This is a genomic window from Solitalea agri (assembly GCF_023914155.1).
Classification (GTDB): domain Bacteria; phylum Bacteroidota; class Bacteroidia; order Sphingobacteriales; family Sphingobacteriaceae; genus Solitalea; species Solitalea agri.
In genome coordinates, this window is the sequence record NZ_JAMWYS010000028.1 from 192769 (window position 1) to 210562 (window position 17794).

The window sequence follows — 17794 nt, forward strand, 5'->3', positions numbered from 1 at the left end:
TAAAATAGCAAAAGCGGCGTTCATGTATTGAAAGCCGCTTTTGTTATTCTATTGGTAGGCTAAGTTTAGTTGCCTAATTCTTTTAATGCAATATAAGCCATAAGACCCGTGCTTATTTCAAGCGCTTTTTCGTCGATATCAAAGGTTGGAGTGTGTACTGATGAGGTAATTCCTCTTTCTTCATTACGAGTTCCTAGACGATAAAAACAGGCGTCTGTTACTTGTGAATAATAGGCGAAGTCTTCTGCTGCCATCCAAATATCCAGGTCAAGCACATTTTCTTTTCCCAAGTATTCTTCGGCAGAAGCTCTGGCCGCTGCGGTAATCTTCTCTTCATTCACTAAGAACGGGTATCCATTTGCAATGATGAATTCACAACTTCCCCCCATGCTTTCTGCAATGCCTTCAGCAATTTTCTTCATGCGAACATGAGCCTCTTTTCGCCATTCTTCATCAAGTGTGCGGAAAGTGCCTTCCATTTTTACCTCATTCGGTATAACATTGGTAGCTCCATTGGCTATTACTTTACCGATGGATAACACCGAAGGTAAACGAGGATCCGCAATGCGGCTAACCACTTGCTGTAATGCCACAATAATATGTGCTGAAATTAGTACCGGATCGATATTCATGTGTGGTTGAGCTCCGTGACCACCTTTACCTTTTACAGTGATGTAAAGCTCATCGGTTGAAGCCATGTATTGCCCCGCACGAAATCCAACTTTTCCGGCGTCAATTAAAGGCATTACATGCTGACCAACAATTCCTGAAGGTTTTGGATTTTCCAGTACACCTTCTTTTATCATTATGCTGGCTCCTCCTGGTAATAATTCTTCTCCTGGCTGAAAGATCAGTTTTACCGAACCAGCGAATTCATCTTTTAAGCTCGATAATATTTTGGCAGTACCAAGTAAAGAGGCACTATGCACATCATGCCCGCAAGCATGCATTACACCTTCATTCTTTGATTTATATTCAACCTCATTAGCTTCCAAAATAGGAAGGGCATCCATGTCAGCTCTTAAGGCTAAAACCTTTTCAGAAGCTTTATTACCTTTAATAAGACCTACAATTCCAGTTTCGGCTTTATGCTCAAATGGAATTCCCCATTCAGTTAATTTTGAAGCAATGAACTCTGATGTTTTATATTCTTTGAAAGAAAGTTCTGGATTGGCGTGTATATGTCGACGGTTGGCAATCGTTTCGTTATGAATATTCTTTGCCAGTGCTTGTATCTTTTCCTTAAGCATGGATTTGTTAATGGTTAGTGGCTAATAGTTAATGGGGGTTAAAGAAGCGATGTTCCTATAAATCATTAATTATGAAACCATGTGAGTGTTTTACTGAGGTATTTCGGTTTCACCCTCTTGATAGATCTTTTGCGAGTTTAGTTTATCAGATACGATAAAGGCCACGTCAAAATCTTTTTCAAGCATTTTTTTAAGCTTTTCAGCGTCGGTACGGTTGGCAAAATCACCTACACGTAATTTGTAGTTGGGCATTTGATAGCTTAAATAGCTTCCTAATTCAGGATATTTGAGTGCGAATTTTATCTGCAAGCTATAGGCCTCATTACGATTAGGACCTGAATAGATCTGCAGCCTGTATCCAAATGCAGGAGGTTTTCGGTTTATTTCGATACGTTTGGCCAATAATTCATTTATGCCAGGCTGAGCGGTTACCTCCACATTGGCCAACAGAATTGAATCTTTTAACGGTGTAATATTCTCAAACCCCGAATTGTCATCTATTTCAACTTTTTTAGGAGTTTCAACAGGTGATTTTTGTGGTTTGGTTTCAGGAATTATGGTTGGTTTGCTTGTTGCAGGCGTGCTTTGTTTAGCAGGAGCCTCTGCTGGTTTTTTGGTGGTGGAAGGCTTTGCTGCCGGCTTGGCAGGTTTTTGCTGAGCACAAACCATAGCTGGTAATACTAAAATTAAAGCAAGCAGAATAATGATGTTCTTTCCCTTAATCATCTCGTTCCGGATATTAAAAGTTCAATTTAGCAAAGTTAAACTTTAGACTAACACACTACTAAAAAATAAAGTACGATTTCTGAATTTACAGTGGTAAACCAGAAATCGTACTTCGTAAGATTAATTAAAACTGTCGGGACTAAATTTGACCAGCTCCGTGGCAGTTTTTGTATTTTTTACCGCTTCCGCAAGGACAAGGGTCGTTACGGCCAATTTTTTGTTCCACACGAACCGGTTGTTGTTTAATAGCTACCTCTCCAGCTAATTCAGGAGGAATACCATGTCCTCCGTTATCGCTAAATTCAGGATGGCTAACTTTTAAATTGCTTAAATCCGTGCGCTCAATTGGAGCAGCCTCGCGAACTTCTTCTGTCTCATTCATTGGAATATTTCCTTTGAATAAGAAGTCTAAAGATTCTTTATTGATGCTTGATAAACGTTGCTTGAATAAGTTGAATGATTCGAATTTATACACCAATAACGGATCCTTTTGTTCGTAAACCGCATTTTGTACAGATTGCTTCAATTCATCCATTTCACGTAAATGCTCTCTCCATGCATCGTCAATGGTGTATAACAACATTGAACGCTCAAAAGCACGCACAATCTCTTCGCCATTGGTTTCGTATGCTTTTTTCAAATTTACCGAAATCTGAAGGCCACGAACGCCATCGCTAAATGGAACTACAATATTTTCGATTACCTCGCCACGGGTTTCATAAACATCTTTAATAACCGGATAAGCATTTTTAGCAATGGTATCAGATTTACGGCGATAGAAGTCAGAAATTTGCTGATAAACTGACGATACTACATTTGCAGAGTTGTCTTCTAAAAAGTCTTTATCAGTCATCTCGGTATGGTATGCAAAGTAACGCAAGATATCAAGTTTAAAGCCTTCAAAGTTTTTCTCTTCACGATACTGTTGAACCAACTCTTCGATGGTATCAAATACCATATTGTCGATATCTACTTCTAAACGCTCACCAAACAATGCATTATGACGCTTGCTGTAAATTACAGTACGCTGTGAGTTCATCACATCATCATATTCCAGCAAACGTTTACGGGTTCCGAAGTGGTTTTCTTCAACTTTCTTTTGAGCACGCTCAATAGACTTGGTGATCATCGAATGTTGAATAACTTCACCTTCTTCTAAGCCCATTTTATCCATTAATGAGGCAATACGTTCAGAACCGAATAAGCGCATTAACTCATCTTGCAATGAAACGAAGAACTGTGATGATCCAGGATCTCCCTGACGACCTGCACGACCACGTAACTGACGGTCAACACGACGCGACTCGTGACGCTCGGTACCAATAATTGCCAAACCTCCGGCTTCTTTCACACCAGGGCCTAACTTAATGTCGGTACCACGACCTGCCATATTGGTAGCAATGGTAACTGTTCCTGCTTGTCCTGCTTCGGCAACAATTTCTGCCTCGCGTTGGTGTAGCTTGGCGTTCAACACGTTGTGCTTAATGCCGCGAAGTTTAAGCATACGGCTTAATAACTCAGAGATCTCAACCGAAGTGGTACCCACCAATACCGGACGACCAGCCTGTGTTAATTTTACGATCTCATCTACTACTGCATTATATTTCTCACGGGCAGTTTTATAAACCAAGTCTTCCTGGTCTTTACGCGAAATGCCTCTGTTTGTTGGCACTTCCACTACATCGAGTTTATAGATTTGCCAAAACTCACCTGCTTCTGTTGTTGCAGTACCGGTCATACCACAAAGTTTGTGGTACATACGGAAATAGTTTTGAAGAGTAATAGTTGCAAAGGTTTGAGTTGCATCTTCAACCTTTACATTTTCTTTTGCTTCAATTGCCTGGTGCAAACCATCAGAGTAACGACGACCTTCCATGATACGGCCGGTTTGCTCATCTACAATTTTTACTTTTCCTTCGTCAATAATGTATTCAACATCTTTCTCGAACAAAGTATAAGCTTTTAATAACTGGTTAACCGAATGGATACGCTCTGATTTAATAGCGAAATCGCGCATTAACTCGTCTTTCTTAGCTACTTTTTCTTCGTCGCTTAAGTTAGATTTTTCAATTTCGGCAATCTCATTTCCTACATCTGGCATGATAAAGAAATGCTGATCTTCACCATTGGCGGTGATCATTTCAATACCTTTTTCGGTAAGTTCTATAGAGTTGTGCTTTTCGTCGATAACGAAGAATAATTCGGCATCGGCTTTAGGCATTTCTTTTTGTTGGTCTTGCAGATAGTAATTCTCCGTTTTCTGTAAGATTTGGCGGATTCCCTGCTCACTTAAAAACTTAATTAAAGCTTTGTTTTTAGGTAAACCACGGAAAGCACGTAATAGGGCTAAGCCTCCTTCGTCTGATTTATTTTCAGCAAGTGATTTTTTAGCTTCAGTTAAGAATCCGTTTACTGCATTTTTTTGTGCATTTACAAGGCGCTCAATACGTGGTTTCAAATCATAAAACTCATGCTGATCGCCACGAGGAATTGGACCTGAGATAATTAGAGGAGTACGGGCATCATCAATTAATACCGAGTCAACCTCATCCACCATGGCAAAATGCAGTTTACGTTGCACCAGCTCCTCAGGGTTGCGGGCCATGTTATCACGTAAATAATCGAAACCAAACTCATTGTTAGTTCCGAATGTGATATCCGCTAAGTAAGCGCGGCGACGTTCTTCGGAGTTAGGTTGATGTTTATCAATACAATCAACTGTTAATCCATGGAACTCATATAAAGGACCCATCCACTCACTATCACGACGAGCCAGGTAATCATTCACGGTTACAATGTGTACACCTTGGCCAGAGATTGCATTTAAATAAGCAGGTAAGGTGGCAACAAGGGTTTTACCTTCACCAGTAGCCATTTCCGAAATTTTACCTTGATGCAAAACGGTTCCACCTAACAGCTGAACATCATAATGAACCATGTTCCAGGTAACTTCGTTTCCGGCGGCAATCCAGGTGTTTTTGTGAATAGCTTTGTCGCCATTGATGATAACGTTGCTTTTACGTGCGGCCAACTCACGGTCAGCTTGCGTAGCGGTTACTTCAATTTCAGTGTTCTCAGTAAAACGACGTGCGGTTTCTTTAACAACGGCAAATGCTTCAGGTAAAATTTCCAACAATACTTTTTCAAGTTGTTGATCTCTTTCTTTCTTAAGCTTGTCAACCTGATCATAGATAGTTACTTTTTCAGTAATGTTCATGTCATGGTCTTCAGCTTTTTTCTGAAGGTTTTCAATTTCTGAATCAATCTCACTAAGGAAATCAGCTATTCTTTTCTTAAACTCAATCGTCTTAGCACGAAGTTCATCATGACTAAGGCTCTGTAATTTGGAGTATTCAGCCTTAATTTGCTCAACTATAGGGAGCAAGGCCTTGATATCTCTTTCCGACTTGCTGCCGAATAGTTTTGTTAAAAAACCTAACATTCTTCTAAAATTTTACTGCAATAAAAACTCAAGTATCGAGCCAATTGGGCATTAGCGACAAATTGACACGACGCAAGGCGGTAAAGTTAATGTTTTTTAAGTATAGCATTCCAAAAGGATGTAAAGTTTTACACTTAAGTATTAATTACAAATTTGTCATTTTGTAAAGGGTTTTTTACTAATTGTTTGGATTGTATACTATTTTGGTTACGTTTGCAATGACCAACACATCAGAAGCCTTTACTGAGGATTAATAGTTTCTTATTAACCCTATTTAAATTCAAAAATTTATGAAGAAAGTTTTTGTAAGCACAGCTATGGCTTTTCTGTTGTTGTTGAACCTGGCCCACGCACAATCTACCAAGTTAAAAGCAGTTACATTTAGTTTGAGACACGGTGAGCATCCTACCGGAAAGAAGTTTGACATTGAAGGCATAGGCTCATTTTTATATGATATGCAGGCCGATTTTATCGCACTGCAGGATGTTGATAGTATGGTAACTCGTTCGGGAAACTTAAATCAACCTCAAGTTCTTGAGCAGGTTACGGGTATGTATAGTGTTTATGTACCACTTAAAAAAGTAGAGAATGGAACCAATGGAATCGCCCTGCTATCTAAATGGGCAATAACCTCAACCCGCAAAATAGAATTGTCCGCAGGTAAGAAAGCGGCTCCCCAGGCAGCCATTCTTGTCAATGTAATTGATGGCAATAAACATCCCCTCACCTTTATTTGTGCATTCTTAAATGAGGAATCGCCTGTTGTTAGAAAAGATCAGTTGAATGCGATTTACCGCGAAATTCTTGAGATCGAAAATCCTGTAATTATGGCGGGAAACCTGAATGTTACTCCTGAGGATTTAGAGTATGATCAGATTCAGAAAAAATGGCAGGATTCAGGAAGTTCAGCGTTCACTTACGAATCAAGCGGCGTTCAGAAAAGAATTGATTACATCTTGCTTTCGAAGCGAAATACCTGGAATGTGTTACAGTATAAGGTTTATACCAATCAATATTCTGATCATTATCCGGTTGAAGCCAAGCTGGAAGTGTTTTAAAGAGCTGTTCAGCCTAAAGTCCATAAATATCCTAATTGAAAAAGCCAACCCTCAACAGGTTGGCTTTCTTTTTAGCTTTATTTATTGGTTTTAATAATGCTGCAACGATTCGGATTTTTTTGCACCACATTTCTAACTGCGTTGCAAACGCTTGGCAGTCTTTCGCACGCGTTGCAAACGCGCGCGAGCTGGGTCGAATCTTTCTCATCAAAAATTATCAGCATTATCCGGTTTGACATTCACCATTAAAGAATCAAATTGCGTAAAATTTGATCCATTGGCAGTTAAGCTATCTGTAAATTTTAAATAGTCGGGAATAACTCCTGTTTCTTTAATTGACTTCTTAGTAAATTCTTCAAACAATGCTCTAATTTTTACTCTGTCATTATAACGGGTAAAAATATTTATTCTGTTTCCTATCTGCTTGTCAGGGTCAAAATTCAATAATTGGGTTTTATCGTTTATACTAATTAATAGTACTGTTTTCTTTCTAACATTAAATCGCTTTAATAAAATACTCTCATCTATTTTAGTATCCTTTGTCAAAGTTGTATCAATAAATAGTTGGTTATCTGTAGACACAACAATATGCCATTTAGTTGTTTTTAGAGAACTTGCAGGGTTAAAAAAGAATGATATATTTTCTTTATCCGTTTTCGTGCAACTCAGAAGTATCATCAGCAATAACAATGATATATTTTTCATAAGATCATCCTAATTCTTCTTCAACTTGTTTTTCATTCGCTCTAAAAAACCTGGCTTTTCTTTTTCTTCTGTTTTATTAGTGGGTTTGTCAGCATCAGCAACACTATAGCTATCGATCAGGGTGATTATTTTCAAATTGCTTTTAACCTGCTCAAGTGTCAAATCTGATGTAAAGTCGATGGCTTTCGTTTCGCTAGGTAATAGATCGAAATAGTTTTGGCTAAATGCCGAATGCTGGTCATTAGGTAACAACAAGTAAACATTTTTTGCCAGCACGTCAGTGCTAAGGCTTACTCTGAAACCTTTATCGCTTTTGGTAATTTCGTGCTTAATGTTTGGTTTAGTAAGGTTCAGGGATTTAAGCGTATCAAGGTAAAGGGTATTCTTTGAGGCTAGTTTTCCGTCAACCATTAATTCAACCGAAAGCAAATGCTCAGTTTTATTTACCTTATTCAAATGCTCATTTAATGACTCTGTGTAAATCACCTTGCTGGAATTGGCCGCTATCTGTACCGGTTCAGATTTGCTCCAAACTACGGTTCCTTTAAAATCAATCAGTTTAAGTTTTAGTTCGCCTTGTTTGTTTTCTCTTAAATCAGAGACGGCGTAAACATTCAGGTTGCCTTTTTCAATTTCAGGCTCAACTAAAATTGGAGCAAATGCATCTTTAGCAAAATACTGGAGAGCCTTCCATCTGCCAAAGTAATCGATACTACTCCATGAAGCTACCGGCCAGCAATCATTAAGTTGCCAGTAAAGTGTGCCCATGCAGTAAGGCATATTTCGGCGGTGTGCTTCAATGGCCAGCTTAATGCCTTCTGCTTGTAAAATCTGCCCTACGTATAAAAACGATTCGAAGTCTTTTGGTGTTCGATAGTAGCGATCCATATACACCTTGATCAAACCGTTGCCTTTATAACTCTTTTGATGCGTTTTCATCACTGCCGAATTAATATCGAAATCTTCGGGTTTGGCAAAACGTTTTACCGTAATAATATCAGGGAATGATTGAAAGCCATATTCGCTCATAAAGCGAGGAACGTGGGTATTATAATCTTCAAAAGGCAGTTCGGCATGCCAAACACCCCAGAAGTGATTGTCGCCTTTTTTAAAGTCATCCGCTTTTCCCCAGTTACTTATCGGTGAAGATGGAAAATAAAATCGGTTGGCATCATAGTGTTCAACTGTTTGCGGTAAAATCTCATTGAAAACCTTTTTGTAGCCTTCTTCCAGCTCCTGCTGATCTTTTTGGGTGTATTTGTAAGTGCTTTGCCAACCCCAGTTTTTCCATGCAACACCAATTTCATTGTTTCCGCACCAAAGAGCCAAGCTTGGATGCTTACGCAAGCGCTTCACATTGTATTCGGCTTCAGCTTTAACATTGGTTAAAAACGTCGAGTCAGAGGGATACATGGTGCAGGCAAACATAAAGTCTTGCCAGATAAGGATGCCGTTTTCATCTGCCAGATTATAAAACTCATCACTTTCATAAACTCCTCCGCCCCAAATACGAAGCATGTTCATATTCGACTGCTTTACATCAGCAAACACTTTTTGGAGCTTGTCGGTGGTTACACGCGGTAGAAAGCTATCCGAAGGAATATAATTGGCACCTTTCATGAAAACCGTGGCTCCATTAACTTTTACATAAAAGCTTTCACCTATCGGATCAGGTTCGTTAACGACTTGCAGGGTTCTCAAGCCAATTTTTTGTTCTTTTTTGTCCCCTCCGTCCTCAGTAATTACTTCAAGGGCTACCTTGTACAATTTTTGGTCACCCAATCCATTTGGCCACCAACGTTTAGGGTTTTCAATTTTGAAAGTCACACTTACATTTTGCCGCCCAGGAGTAAGGTATTGATTCATATAAACCGTTTCGAACTCATTGTCGGGACTTGAAACTTTGAGTTGCACTGTTTTGTCAATAGCTGACTCTACTTCAAGGGTAGCTTCTAATGAGGCCTGTTTGTTGCCCAAATACAATTGCTGAACAAAGGTATCGATGATTTTTACCTTGTTCCAGGCAACCAGTTTTACCGGTTTCCATAAGCCTGAAGTAACCAAACGTGGACCCCAATCCCAGCCAAAGTGATAGGGCGCTTTGCGACTAAAAACACTCGTTTTTACTGGCGATGCATCATTATCGGCTGGATATTTTATTGAGGAGGCATTTGCCTGTGGCAGTGCGGTATTAACCGGAGAGTGAAAATAAACCTTTAGCTTATTCTCGCCTAATTTTAAGAAATTTTTAACATGAGCCTGGTACCCAATAAACATGTTATTGGTTTTGAGTACTAATGAATCATTTACAAACACATCTGCATAGGTATCTAATCCATCGAACTGTAAATCGATATTGCTGTATGAATTAAGTTCCTCGTCAATATTTATAACAGTTTCGTATACCCAGTCTTTAGTTTCCACCCATTGAACGTCTTTTTCATTGGTTCTGTAAAATGGGTCATTGATTACTTTGTTGGCTAAAAGGTCAGTATGCACTGTTCCAGGAACAGTGGCAGGTAGCCATTGAGCAGCATCTGGCTGTTTAAATTTCCAGCCTTGGTTTAATTCAATAACTTTTACCGATTGTGCCCAAGCTGTTGACGTGGTTAACATGGCGATAATAGTCAGATATGTTTTGTTAAAGATCTTCATGGTCGGTTTGGTTGTTTGCCCTGTCGTTTTTACTGTTATGAAAGACTAGTCAGTAGCTCTTTCATTGCTTTTACTTTCTCTATATCAACAATTGGTTTCTCAAATTCTGATAATTGCCCTTCTTTGCCCATTTTAATGTTAGGGTTACGATACTCCATTTCGGTGTTGACATACTTAGTGGCGGAAGAATGAAAATGCCTGATTCCTGCATTATAAAGAAGTTCCATGTTAGTGGCATTCACACCGCTGCCAGCCATAATGGCGATTCTGTTACCGGCTTTTTCAACCAATGATTTCAGAATTTCTAATCCTTCGGGGGCTGTGTTAAAGGTTCCGGAGGTTAAAATTCTTTTTATTCCACAAGCGTAAATTGTTTCAAGCGCCTCAAATGGATCGTTACTCATGTCGAAAGCGCGGTGAAAGGTTACATCCATCGGCATGGCAAGTTCAACCAATTGCTTTGTTCGCTTTTCATCAATTGATCCATCGGCATTTAAGATTCCGATCACAACACCATCAGCACCGAGTTTCTTAGCTTCAGTAATATCATATTTCATCACCTCAAACTCAGTGGCGTTATAGCAGAAATCACCACCCCGAGGTCGAATAATTACATATAGTTTTATGCCTTGAACTTTACGGGCCATTGCAATGGTTCCCATGCTAGGGGTAGTGCCGCCATCCTGCATACTGTCGCAAAGTTCAACGCGATGAGCCCCACCTTTTGCCGCCTCGGCAACTGATTCGGCCGAATAGCAACATATTTCAAGTGTAGGACTATTTATGTCATTCATATATATCCTGAAAATTAATATTCTATAACAAGTTCATCTGAAAATATCCACGGATGATTACCGGCCCCGGGATGCCATCCTGGTAAATTTCCAATATTTTCAATTTTAACCTTAATAAATTTGATCTTTTCTTTAGTTGAGCATTGTTTCCAAAACTCTTTTATGTCAATTTCCTGTTGCGCAAACGGGACTTCATTTTCCATAGTTCCTAAATCTTGGTACGTTTTTCCGTCTACTGATGCCTGAAAGTTTATGGTTTTAGGTAGAAATATCCAGGATCCGGTATTCTGCATAAACCGCATTTTCAGGGTTTTAATCCACATAGGTTTTTCCAGTTCTATAGTTAATGTATAGCTGTCATTGTTAGAGGCAAACCAATTGCCATCTCTGAAGTTATAGGTTCCGAAGGTTGCATTCAATAATACATCAACGGTGTTTGGATAGGTTTCGCTTGGGGTGACATCCGTTGTGATTTTTGGGAACTTTGCTTTTGGATTTTTAATAACTGCACGCGTAAAGTTTAGGGTTGAAACTTCACTCTTTATATCCTTATTAATAATTGCTACCGCGTTTACTGTTTCACTTGTATTAATGTCGATTGGACGAGTATAAAGTTTTGATGCAGTAGTGGGCGTTGTTCCATCAAGGGTATAGTAAATTTTTGCATCCGGAGTTTCGGTTTTCAACTTCACTGATTTTTTTCCGAAGAATAACGTTTTTCCAGAAGCTTCGTAAGGCATGAATAATAAACGTTCGCTTTTAGCATCGGCGGGCAATACTATTGTTTGCACAGGACGATTTTCTGCGGCAACAGCCCATTCTTTATTAGGTGTTGAAGAAAGGTTAAATGCTAATAAGCCTCCTTTGATAATATCTGAATGAGAAATGAATCCTTTAGCGTAAGGGTTATTGTTTAATGAGGCTGATTGAATATAATGCTGATCTTCGGAGCCATTGGTAGCATTAATGGTAAAGGCTTTTTCTGTATCAGGGTTAATGGTTACCGATTCAAAAAGCGGGGTTCCAATTGTATATTGACCTGATGCTGGATTTACCGGGTAAAAGCCCAATGCTGAGAAAACATACCAAGCCGACATTTGACCACAGTCTTCATTACCACAAAGGCCATCGCGATTAGCAGTATAAAGTTCCGTAGCAATTTTATTAACCAGTTTTTGCGTTTTCCAAGGCTGGCCTGCAAAGCTATACAGGTAAGCCACATGATGACTTGGCTCATTTCCTTGAGCATATTGCCCAATCAAACCGGTTACGTCAAGAGCATGCTCATTGTCGTTTAATGGTTTCTGATTATAAAGGCTATCCAGTTTTGCTGTAAATTTTTCATTTCCGCCATACAGCTCTATCATTCCATTTATATCCTGCGGTGCGAAAAAACTGTACTGCCATGAATTACCTTCTGTAAAGTCACCACTGCCTAAAATCGAAACTTGTGAAGGGTTAAAATTAGGGTTCCATTGGCCATAAACGTTTCTTCCTCGCATAAAGCCAACCGCGGGGTCAAACACATTTTTATAAGTTAACGCTCTTGTTAAAAAGTATTCATAGTCATTTTGTTTCCCAAGTTTTTGAGCTACCTGTGCTATGCACCAATCGTCATAAGCGTATTCGAGCTGTTTCGAAACGGCGTTATTTTCAAGCTCTCGAGGAATAAATCCATTCAATTTGTAATATTTCAAACCCCGATCATCATCCATTGCACTTTTCTTCATGGCCTCGTATGCTAAACCTGTATCAAAAGTTGCAAGGCCTTTTAATATCATGTCCGAAATAACCGGGACAGAATGATAGCCAATCATGGTTCCTGTTTCGTTGGAGGCTAATTCCCAAATTGGTAAGTGTCCGCTTTGAAGGTAATCATCTAACAATGATTGAATGATTTCATTGTTCTTCTCTGGGTCGATAATAGTAAATAGTGGATGAAGTGCTCTGAAGGTATCCCAAAGAGAGAAAACCGTATAATGATTGCCTGTGGTTTTATGAATTTGCTTATCCATACCTCTGTATTGACCATCCACATCATTGTACACATTGGGATGGATAAAGCAGTGATAAAGTGCGGTATAAAATATTTTCTTCTGATCCACTTTTGCAGAATCCAAAGAATCTACCGGGGAGTTGATTTTTATCTTTTGAAGCTGCTTTTCCCAGGTTTTGTCAGCAGCAGTTTTGATTTGCTCAAAATCCCAGCCCGGCAATTCTGCTTCCAGGTTTTTTCTGGCACCTTCAATACTTACCGATGAAATGGCCACTTTTGTAAGGATCTCTTCCCCTTCTTTCGTGGTGAAACGAAAAATTCCCTTTACTTCTTTTCCTTCCATCTTTCGGCCATCAACGACCAGGTCTTGACCGTCGGCAACAGCGAATTTTTTAAAAGGTTTTGAAAATTTTATAATGAAGTATACATATTGATCATCGGCCCAGCCTTTTGAACGACGTAGTCCAACCACTTCATCATTGCCATTTATTTGGATAAAACTTTCGCGAACCTCGTCTGAAATACCATGTTTTAGGTCGATAACAATATTGCTTACCGGCGATTTAGGGAATGTATAACGATGAAACCCTACACGGGTAGTTGCGGTAAGTTCCGCCTTGATTTTGTAATCTTCTAAAAAAACACTGTAATAGCCTGGCGAAGCCAGTTCGGTTTCGTGTTTAAACCTTGATCGGTAACCTTCTGATGGATTGTTTTTACTACCTGGATTAAGTTTCCACGCACCAATTGTTGGCATTAATAAAATGTCGCCGTAATCAGCACCGCCTGTGCCGCTAAGGTGTGTATGCGAGAAGCCGATTATTGAACTGTCTGAGCTGTGATAGCCCGAACACCAATCCCAGCCTTCGGTACCTGTATCAGGACTTAATTGTACCATGCCGAATGGCAAAGTAGCTCCTGGAAAAGTATGGCCGTGGCCCGCTGTTCCAATAAAAGGATCGACGTATGATGTTAGCTTTTGTGCTTGAGAAACATTGATGGTCGTACTTAGCAAAATAGATAAACTAATTTTGATAAAACGTCTATTCATGGGTATATAGGTTTGGACTTTCGAAAATCGAGATTCTAAGGCTAAAAATCAAAAGCTAATACGATGAATTCTGTTGTCTTTTCGCGTCGAAATTGAAATAATTGCGTTAAAGCTGAAATGAGACTGTTTTAATTGACGACCTATCCTTGATTTGAGTAAAAATTAATTAGTAGGAGATCCGGCAATTAATCATGTTTTGCCTTTGCTGCTCCATTTTTAACAACCGGTAGATTAATATAGAATGTTGTTCCAACACCTGATACTGAATTAAAACGTATTAACCCACCTGCATTCTCGATCGAGCTCTTTACGAATGCTAAACCAATCCCCATTCCTGAGCTTTTAGTGGTAAAGTTGGGTGCAAAAACTTTTTCGCGCATTTCGTCCGGAATACCGCTTCCGGTATCAGAAATTGTAATAGAAACTTCATTTTCCGAACCGGTCAAGTCGATCATTACAATGCCCTTTTCATCAGTTGGCATGGCCTGAAGCGCATTTTTTACCAGGTTATTGAATGAGCGAAGCAATTGGTCTTTATCAGCAAAAATCCGCGTGTTATTATAATTCCAAGAGCGGAAAATTACGTCGGCGCTTTCAGTTTCCTTAAAAATATTTACTGTTTGCTCAAGGATCTCTTTTACATCAAAGACCTCATTGCGTGTTTCGGGCATTTTGGCGAAACTCGAAAACTCTGAAGCGATGAATGAAAGACTGTCGATTTGCTGAACAAAACTTTTACTGAATTTCTCAAACTTTTGATCAAAGTTCGGGTCTTTGTCTCGCCATGAACGTTCGAGGTGTTGAATGCCCAGTCGCAGTGGTGTTAAAGGGTTCTTAATTTCATGAGCGATTTGCTTGGCCATTTCTTTCCATGCATTTTCACGTTCCGACATGGCCAGTTTGTGACTACTTACTTCCAGCTCCGAGATCATATTGTTGTACTCGTTAATCATTGCGCCAATTTCATCATTGTTTTGCCATTCAATAGGCTTATTGCGGCCAATTCGAGTAGTTTTAAAGTTTTGGAGTAGCATTTCAAGCGGCCTGGTAATCGAATTGGAGAAAACAAACGCTATTATACCAATGGCTAAAAATACAAAGGAGTACACATTGATGATCGAACTTAGAAAGATGGATATTTTGGAGCGATAATCTTCCTCATTTTCGAAATAAGGAATATTGATATAGCCTAATATTTTATTTTTTGAGTTAAGTATTGGTGCATATGCCGAAATGTAATTTAACTTTCCAATTTGTTCAATCTCGGTGATATACTCGGTAAACCCGTTTTTCGAAATATCATAATAAGGTCGTGGATTGATATATTCTGAAATCAAACCCCGGTCAAATAATTTGGGTTGAGTAGAGCGAATTAATCGTCCGTCAGGGCCGTAAAGGTTAACATCCGACGAACTGATTTCTGCAAATGAGGCAAACTTTACCGGAAATTCGTCATTAATAAATAAAGAATCGTTTTGAATAATCTGCGCATTAAAGTTTACGCTCGCAAGGTTTATCCGTTCAATAATTAAGGCGGTCTGCTGATCTTTATATTGCTTCCTAACATTTAATAAAGTAACCCAACCAATAACCAGAATTGACACCATTACGGCAATAATCATCGACAACTGAATCCGGGTTTTAAATAAAAGATTGATCGAGTTAAAAACCTGCTTAATCTTAAAATTGAGCAATAGTTTGTGATAATCGCGAACAAATGTTATAAAGTTCCGAAGTACAAAAATTAGTGTAGCATAAACAATGGCAAACCCTAAAACATAGGAGAATATGGCCAATTCATTAAAGAAGCCGAGGTTTTTGCGACTAACAATGATCTCGGTATTATTGCCAACACGGTAAATAAGGTGGTTGTAGCCGTTAAGGCTCAAGAAATAACTTTCTTCAGATTTGAACTTACTTTTAAATTCAGAATTGTTGGCACGATAAGCATAATCACCCCTGTTGATGAGCAACTTTCCTTTATTGTACAATGCATATGAATAATTCTCAAGCTCCTTGTTAACGTTCAGATTATTTTCGAGCAATAGTTGGGGATATCTGTTGCCGTGTTCTGCCAGTTTGGAGCTAATATCGAATACAAGTAATGCAGGTTTAATAGTATTTTGAATACTTACAATACCTATGTAATGCTGGATACCCGGTATGCCTTTAGGCTGAAAAAGCGTGTCAGATGAAAGACTATTCTTGTTCAGATCAATATCACTTTCTGCAAACAATGATTTTAAACCTCCAATATCTTTACTGTTGATGGTATCGGCAGTAAGAGTAAGTGGATAAGTATTCACTTCATAACGTGAAAAGTAACCGCCGAAATAAACCTTTTGCAGTCGTTCATTTAGTAATAGGCGGTTTTTTTCGTTTGATAAGAAGAAATTTATTACAACCGGGTCGGTTTTAATTTTTTGTTTAATGTCGGCAAAAACAATTTCAGCAATTGGATCCGCCGAATCTTCGAGTTTTAAGGCCAGCAGCTTTCGATTTTCCCTTTCCTTTTCACCTAAAAAACTATTAAGGCTCGATGCTACTATGGTTGAAAAGATGAGCAAGACCAATGTTCGTTCCGGAAACGCAAGCATTGTTTTGCCTAATCGAGCGCTACGTTCAATTACAAGAAAGTAGAGGGCGATTAGTAAATAATAAACGTTATAGTTTCCACTAAGAACAAAATAGATGGAGATGAGGGTTATGGAGATCAGGAAAACGCCAAGTTTTTCATATTCTGAAAAGTTAAACTCGTTAAAAAAGCGAACCAGAAGGAAGGACACTAAAAAGAACGTGTATAAAACAAGCCCTATAATCAGCAGACCAATGACACAATATTCTCCAATATCGAGTATTTGGGAAAGATCGAATTCAATTCTTGAATTTAAGATCAATCCTTCAAAAGTTGAATACTGAAGCGCGCAAAGTTTGAAGATGAAGAGAACGAACAGGCCTGTAAGTAAATAACCCAACGTTTTTCGTCCATATGATAAATCAAAAGGCTTTAATTTTTTAAAAGCATACCAGGCAATGCCAAACACAAGCAGTGCATTTAGCATTAAATCACCTAATGAGTTATTGGGGTAAGCTGAGGCATATATTGTAGGGTCGAATAATTTTGTACGATAAAACTCTCCCGGAACACTAAACTCTAGCATTATCAATCGAATGATCAGTGGGAGCACAATGGTGAATAGCAGAGTGATCCATTTCCGGCCTTTTTCATAAAAATAGTCACCAATTAATATTAACAATACAAATGATATTGCCAGAATGAGACTCTCGATAACAATTTTTGCGATCGAGATGTCCTGATCTTTTAAGATTGAATCTATTTTTAGTGCAAAAAGCACCATATCTGATCCAATGGGTACGTAAACAATGCCTTTTTCGTTAAAGTCGGCTAATTTAAAGTAGGAGGGTATCCTTAGTTCATCGGCAAATGAATTGTTAAGGTAAGTGTTTTGGAAGGAGTAGTCGGCTTTAATTAGCATTAAAAACAAACTCGTAGTGGCATTTGCCGTATGCTTACTTGCATAGTACCAGCCGTTAGAAAGTTTTATAAATGAATTGCCATTTCTGATTTCCTCCGGGTTGGTAACAATGATATGATTGCTGCTCCAAAAAATAAGCTGCTTGTCTTTAAACTGCAGCAGGTTTATGTTTTGTTTTTTTAGCTTATCGAGTACTTCGGCAGTATTAACCGTTAATGAGTTGAGGTTGCGTTCTTTAATCGAGCTTGCGTAAAAGTTGTCGATGAACTCTGATTTTTCCGTAATGATTCGACTTGCCCTATTGGCAACTATTCTTAACTCTGTATCGGGTTTAGAAAAATAACTAACAGTATAATTGACTATAAACAGTATTCCAATTAATGTGAGCGTATAGAAAATAAACTTTGCGTTGTTTCTTAGCATGCCAAGTAAAGATCAGTACTAAACATAAAACCTTTGTTGAAGTATAAACCTCATGCAAAGACATGATTATGTTTTGGAAAACGTCATAAACGTAAAAAAATAAACTAACTTTTGGATAAAAGCAAGAAATATTTTGCAATACTATATAAACAAAAAAAGCAGCTTACATTAAAATAAGCTGCTTTTTTAGATACTCG

9 protein-coding genes are annotated in these 17794 nt (G+C 38.6%); 1 reads left to right on the top strand and 8 read right to left on the bottom strand.

All coding sequences use genetic code 11. From position 1 onward, the window contains the following. Positions 1-65: 65 nt before the first annotated feature. The 3 genes from NF867_RS08510 to secA all read right to left on the bottom strand — a co-directional run bounded on the left by NF867_RS08510 (position 66) and on the right by secA (position 5418). Positions 66-1250 carry a M20 metallopeptidase family protein gene (locus NF867_RS08510; RefSeq protein ID WP_252587391.1) on the bottom strand — a complete coding sequence of 395 codons (1185 nt, stop codon included), beginning with the start codon at positions 1248-1250 and terminating at the stop codon, positions 66-68. A gap of 90 nt (positions 1251-1340) precedes the next feature. Next, complete coding sequence (locus NF867_RS08515) at positions 1341-1976, bottom strand: SPOR domain-containing protein (protein ID WP_252587392.1); 636 nt, start codon at positions 1974-1976, stop codon at positions 1341-1343. Between the two features lie 139 nt (positions 1977-2115). Then, a complete protein-coding gene (secA, locus tag NF867_RS08520) occupies positions 2116-5418 on the bottom strand; it encodes a preprotein translocase subunit SecA (protein ID WP_252587393.1) in 3303 nt (1100 codons plus the stop codon). Between the two features lie 290 nt (positions 5419-5708). Between secA and NF867_RS08525 the strand changes: the two genes are divergently transcribed. After that, complete coding sequence (locus tag NF867_RS08525) at positions 5709-6476, top strand: endonuclease/exonuclease/phosphatase family protein (RefSeq protein ID WP_252587394.1); 768 nt, start codon at positions 5709-5711, stop codon at positions 6474-6476. Between the two features lie 207 nt (positions 6477-6683). Here NF867_RS08525 and NF867_RS08530 read toward each other — a convergent pair whose 3' ends face one another. The 5 genes from NF867_RS08530 to NF867_RS08550 all read right to left on the bottom strand — a co-directional run bounded on the left by NF867_RS08530 (position 6684) and on the right by NF867_RS08550 (position 17597). Then, on the bottom strand, positions 6684-7181 hold the full coding sequence (locus NF867_RS08530) for a hypothetical protein (RefSeq protein WP_252587395.1): 498 nt from the start codon (positions 7179-7181) through the stop codon (positions 6684-6686). A 9-nt stretch (positions 7182-7190) separates the two neighbouring features. Next, complete coding sequence (locus NF867_RS08535) at positions 7191-9836, bottom strand: beta-mannosidase (protein ID WP_252587396.1); 2646 nt, start codon at positions 9834-9836, stop codon at positions 7191-7193. A gap of 35 nt (positions 9837-9871) precedes the next feature. Beyond that, a complete protein-coding gene (locus tag NF867_RS08540; protein ID WP_252587397.1) occupies positions 9872-10630 on the bottom strand; it encodes a copper homeostasis protein CutC in 759 nt (252 codons plus the stop codon). A 14-nt stretch (positions 10631-10644) separates the two neighbouring features. Continuing rightward, a complete protein-coding gene (locus tag NF867_RS08545; RefSeq protein WP_252587398.1) occupies positions 10645-13677 on the bottom strand; it encodes a GH92 family glycosyl hydrolase in 3033 nt (1010 codons plus the stop codon). Positions 13678-13862: 185 nt separating this feature from the next. Further along, positions 13863-17597 carry an ATP-binding protein gene (locus NF867_RS08550; protein ID WP_252587399.1) on the bottom strand — a complete coding sequence of 1245 codons (3735 nt, stop codon included), beginning with the start codon at positions 17595-17597 and terminating at the stop codon, positions 13863-13865. Between the last annotated feature and the right edge of the window lie 197 nt (positions 17598-17794).

Bases quoted from the DNA above. Each gene is read 5' to 3' on its own strand.
- NF867_RS08550 (WP_252587399.1), bottom strand. From the start codon at position 17,597: ATGCTAAGAAACAACGCAAAGTTTATTTTCTATACGCTCACATTAATT.
- NF867_RS08540 (WP_252587397.1), bottom strand. From the start codon at position 10,630: ATGAATGACATAAATAGTCCTACACTTGAAATATGTTGCTATTCGGCC.
- NF867_RS08510 (WP_252587391.1), bottom strand. From the start codon at position 1,250: ATGCTTAAGGAAAAGATACAAGCACTGGCAAAGAATATTCATAACGAA.
- NF867_RS08535 (WP_252587396.1), bottom strand. From the start codon at position 9,836: ATGAAGATCTTTAACAAAACATATCTGACTATTATCGCCATGTTAACC.
- secA (WP_252587393.1), bottom strand. From the start codon at position 5,418: ATGTTAGGTTTTTTAACAAAACTATTCGGCAGCAAGTCGGAAAGAGAT.
- NF867_RS08530 (WP_252587395.1), bottom strand. From the start codon at position 7,181: ATGAAAAATATATCATTGTTATTGCTGATGATACTTCTGAGTTGCACG.
- NF867_RS08515 (WP_252587392.1), bottom strand. From the start codon at position 1,976: ATGATTAAGGGAAAGAACATCATTATTCTGCTTGCTTTAATTTTAGTA.
- NF867_RS08545 (WP_252587398.1), bottom strand. From the start codon at position 13,677: ATGAATAGACGTTTTATCAAAATTAGTTTATCTATTTTGCTAAGTACG.
- NF867_RS08525 (WP_252587394.1), top strand. From the start codon at position 5,709: ATGAAGAAAGTTTTTGTAAGCACAGCTATGGCTTTTCTGTTGTTGTTG.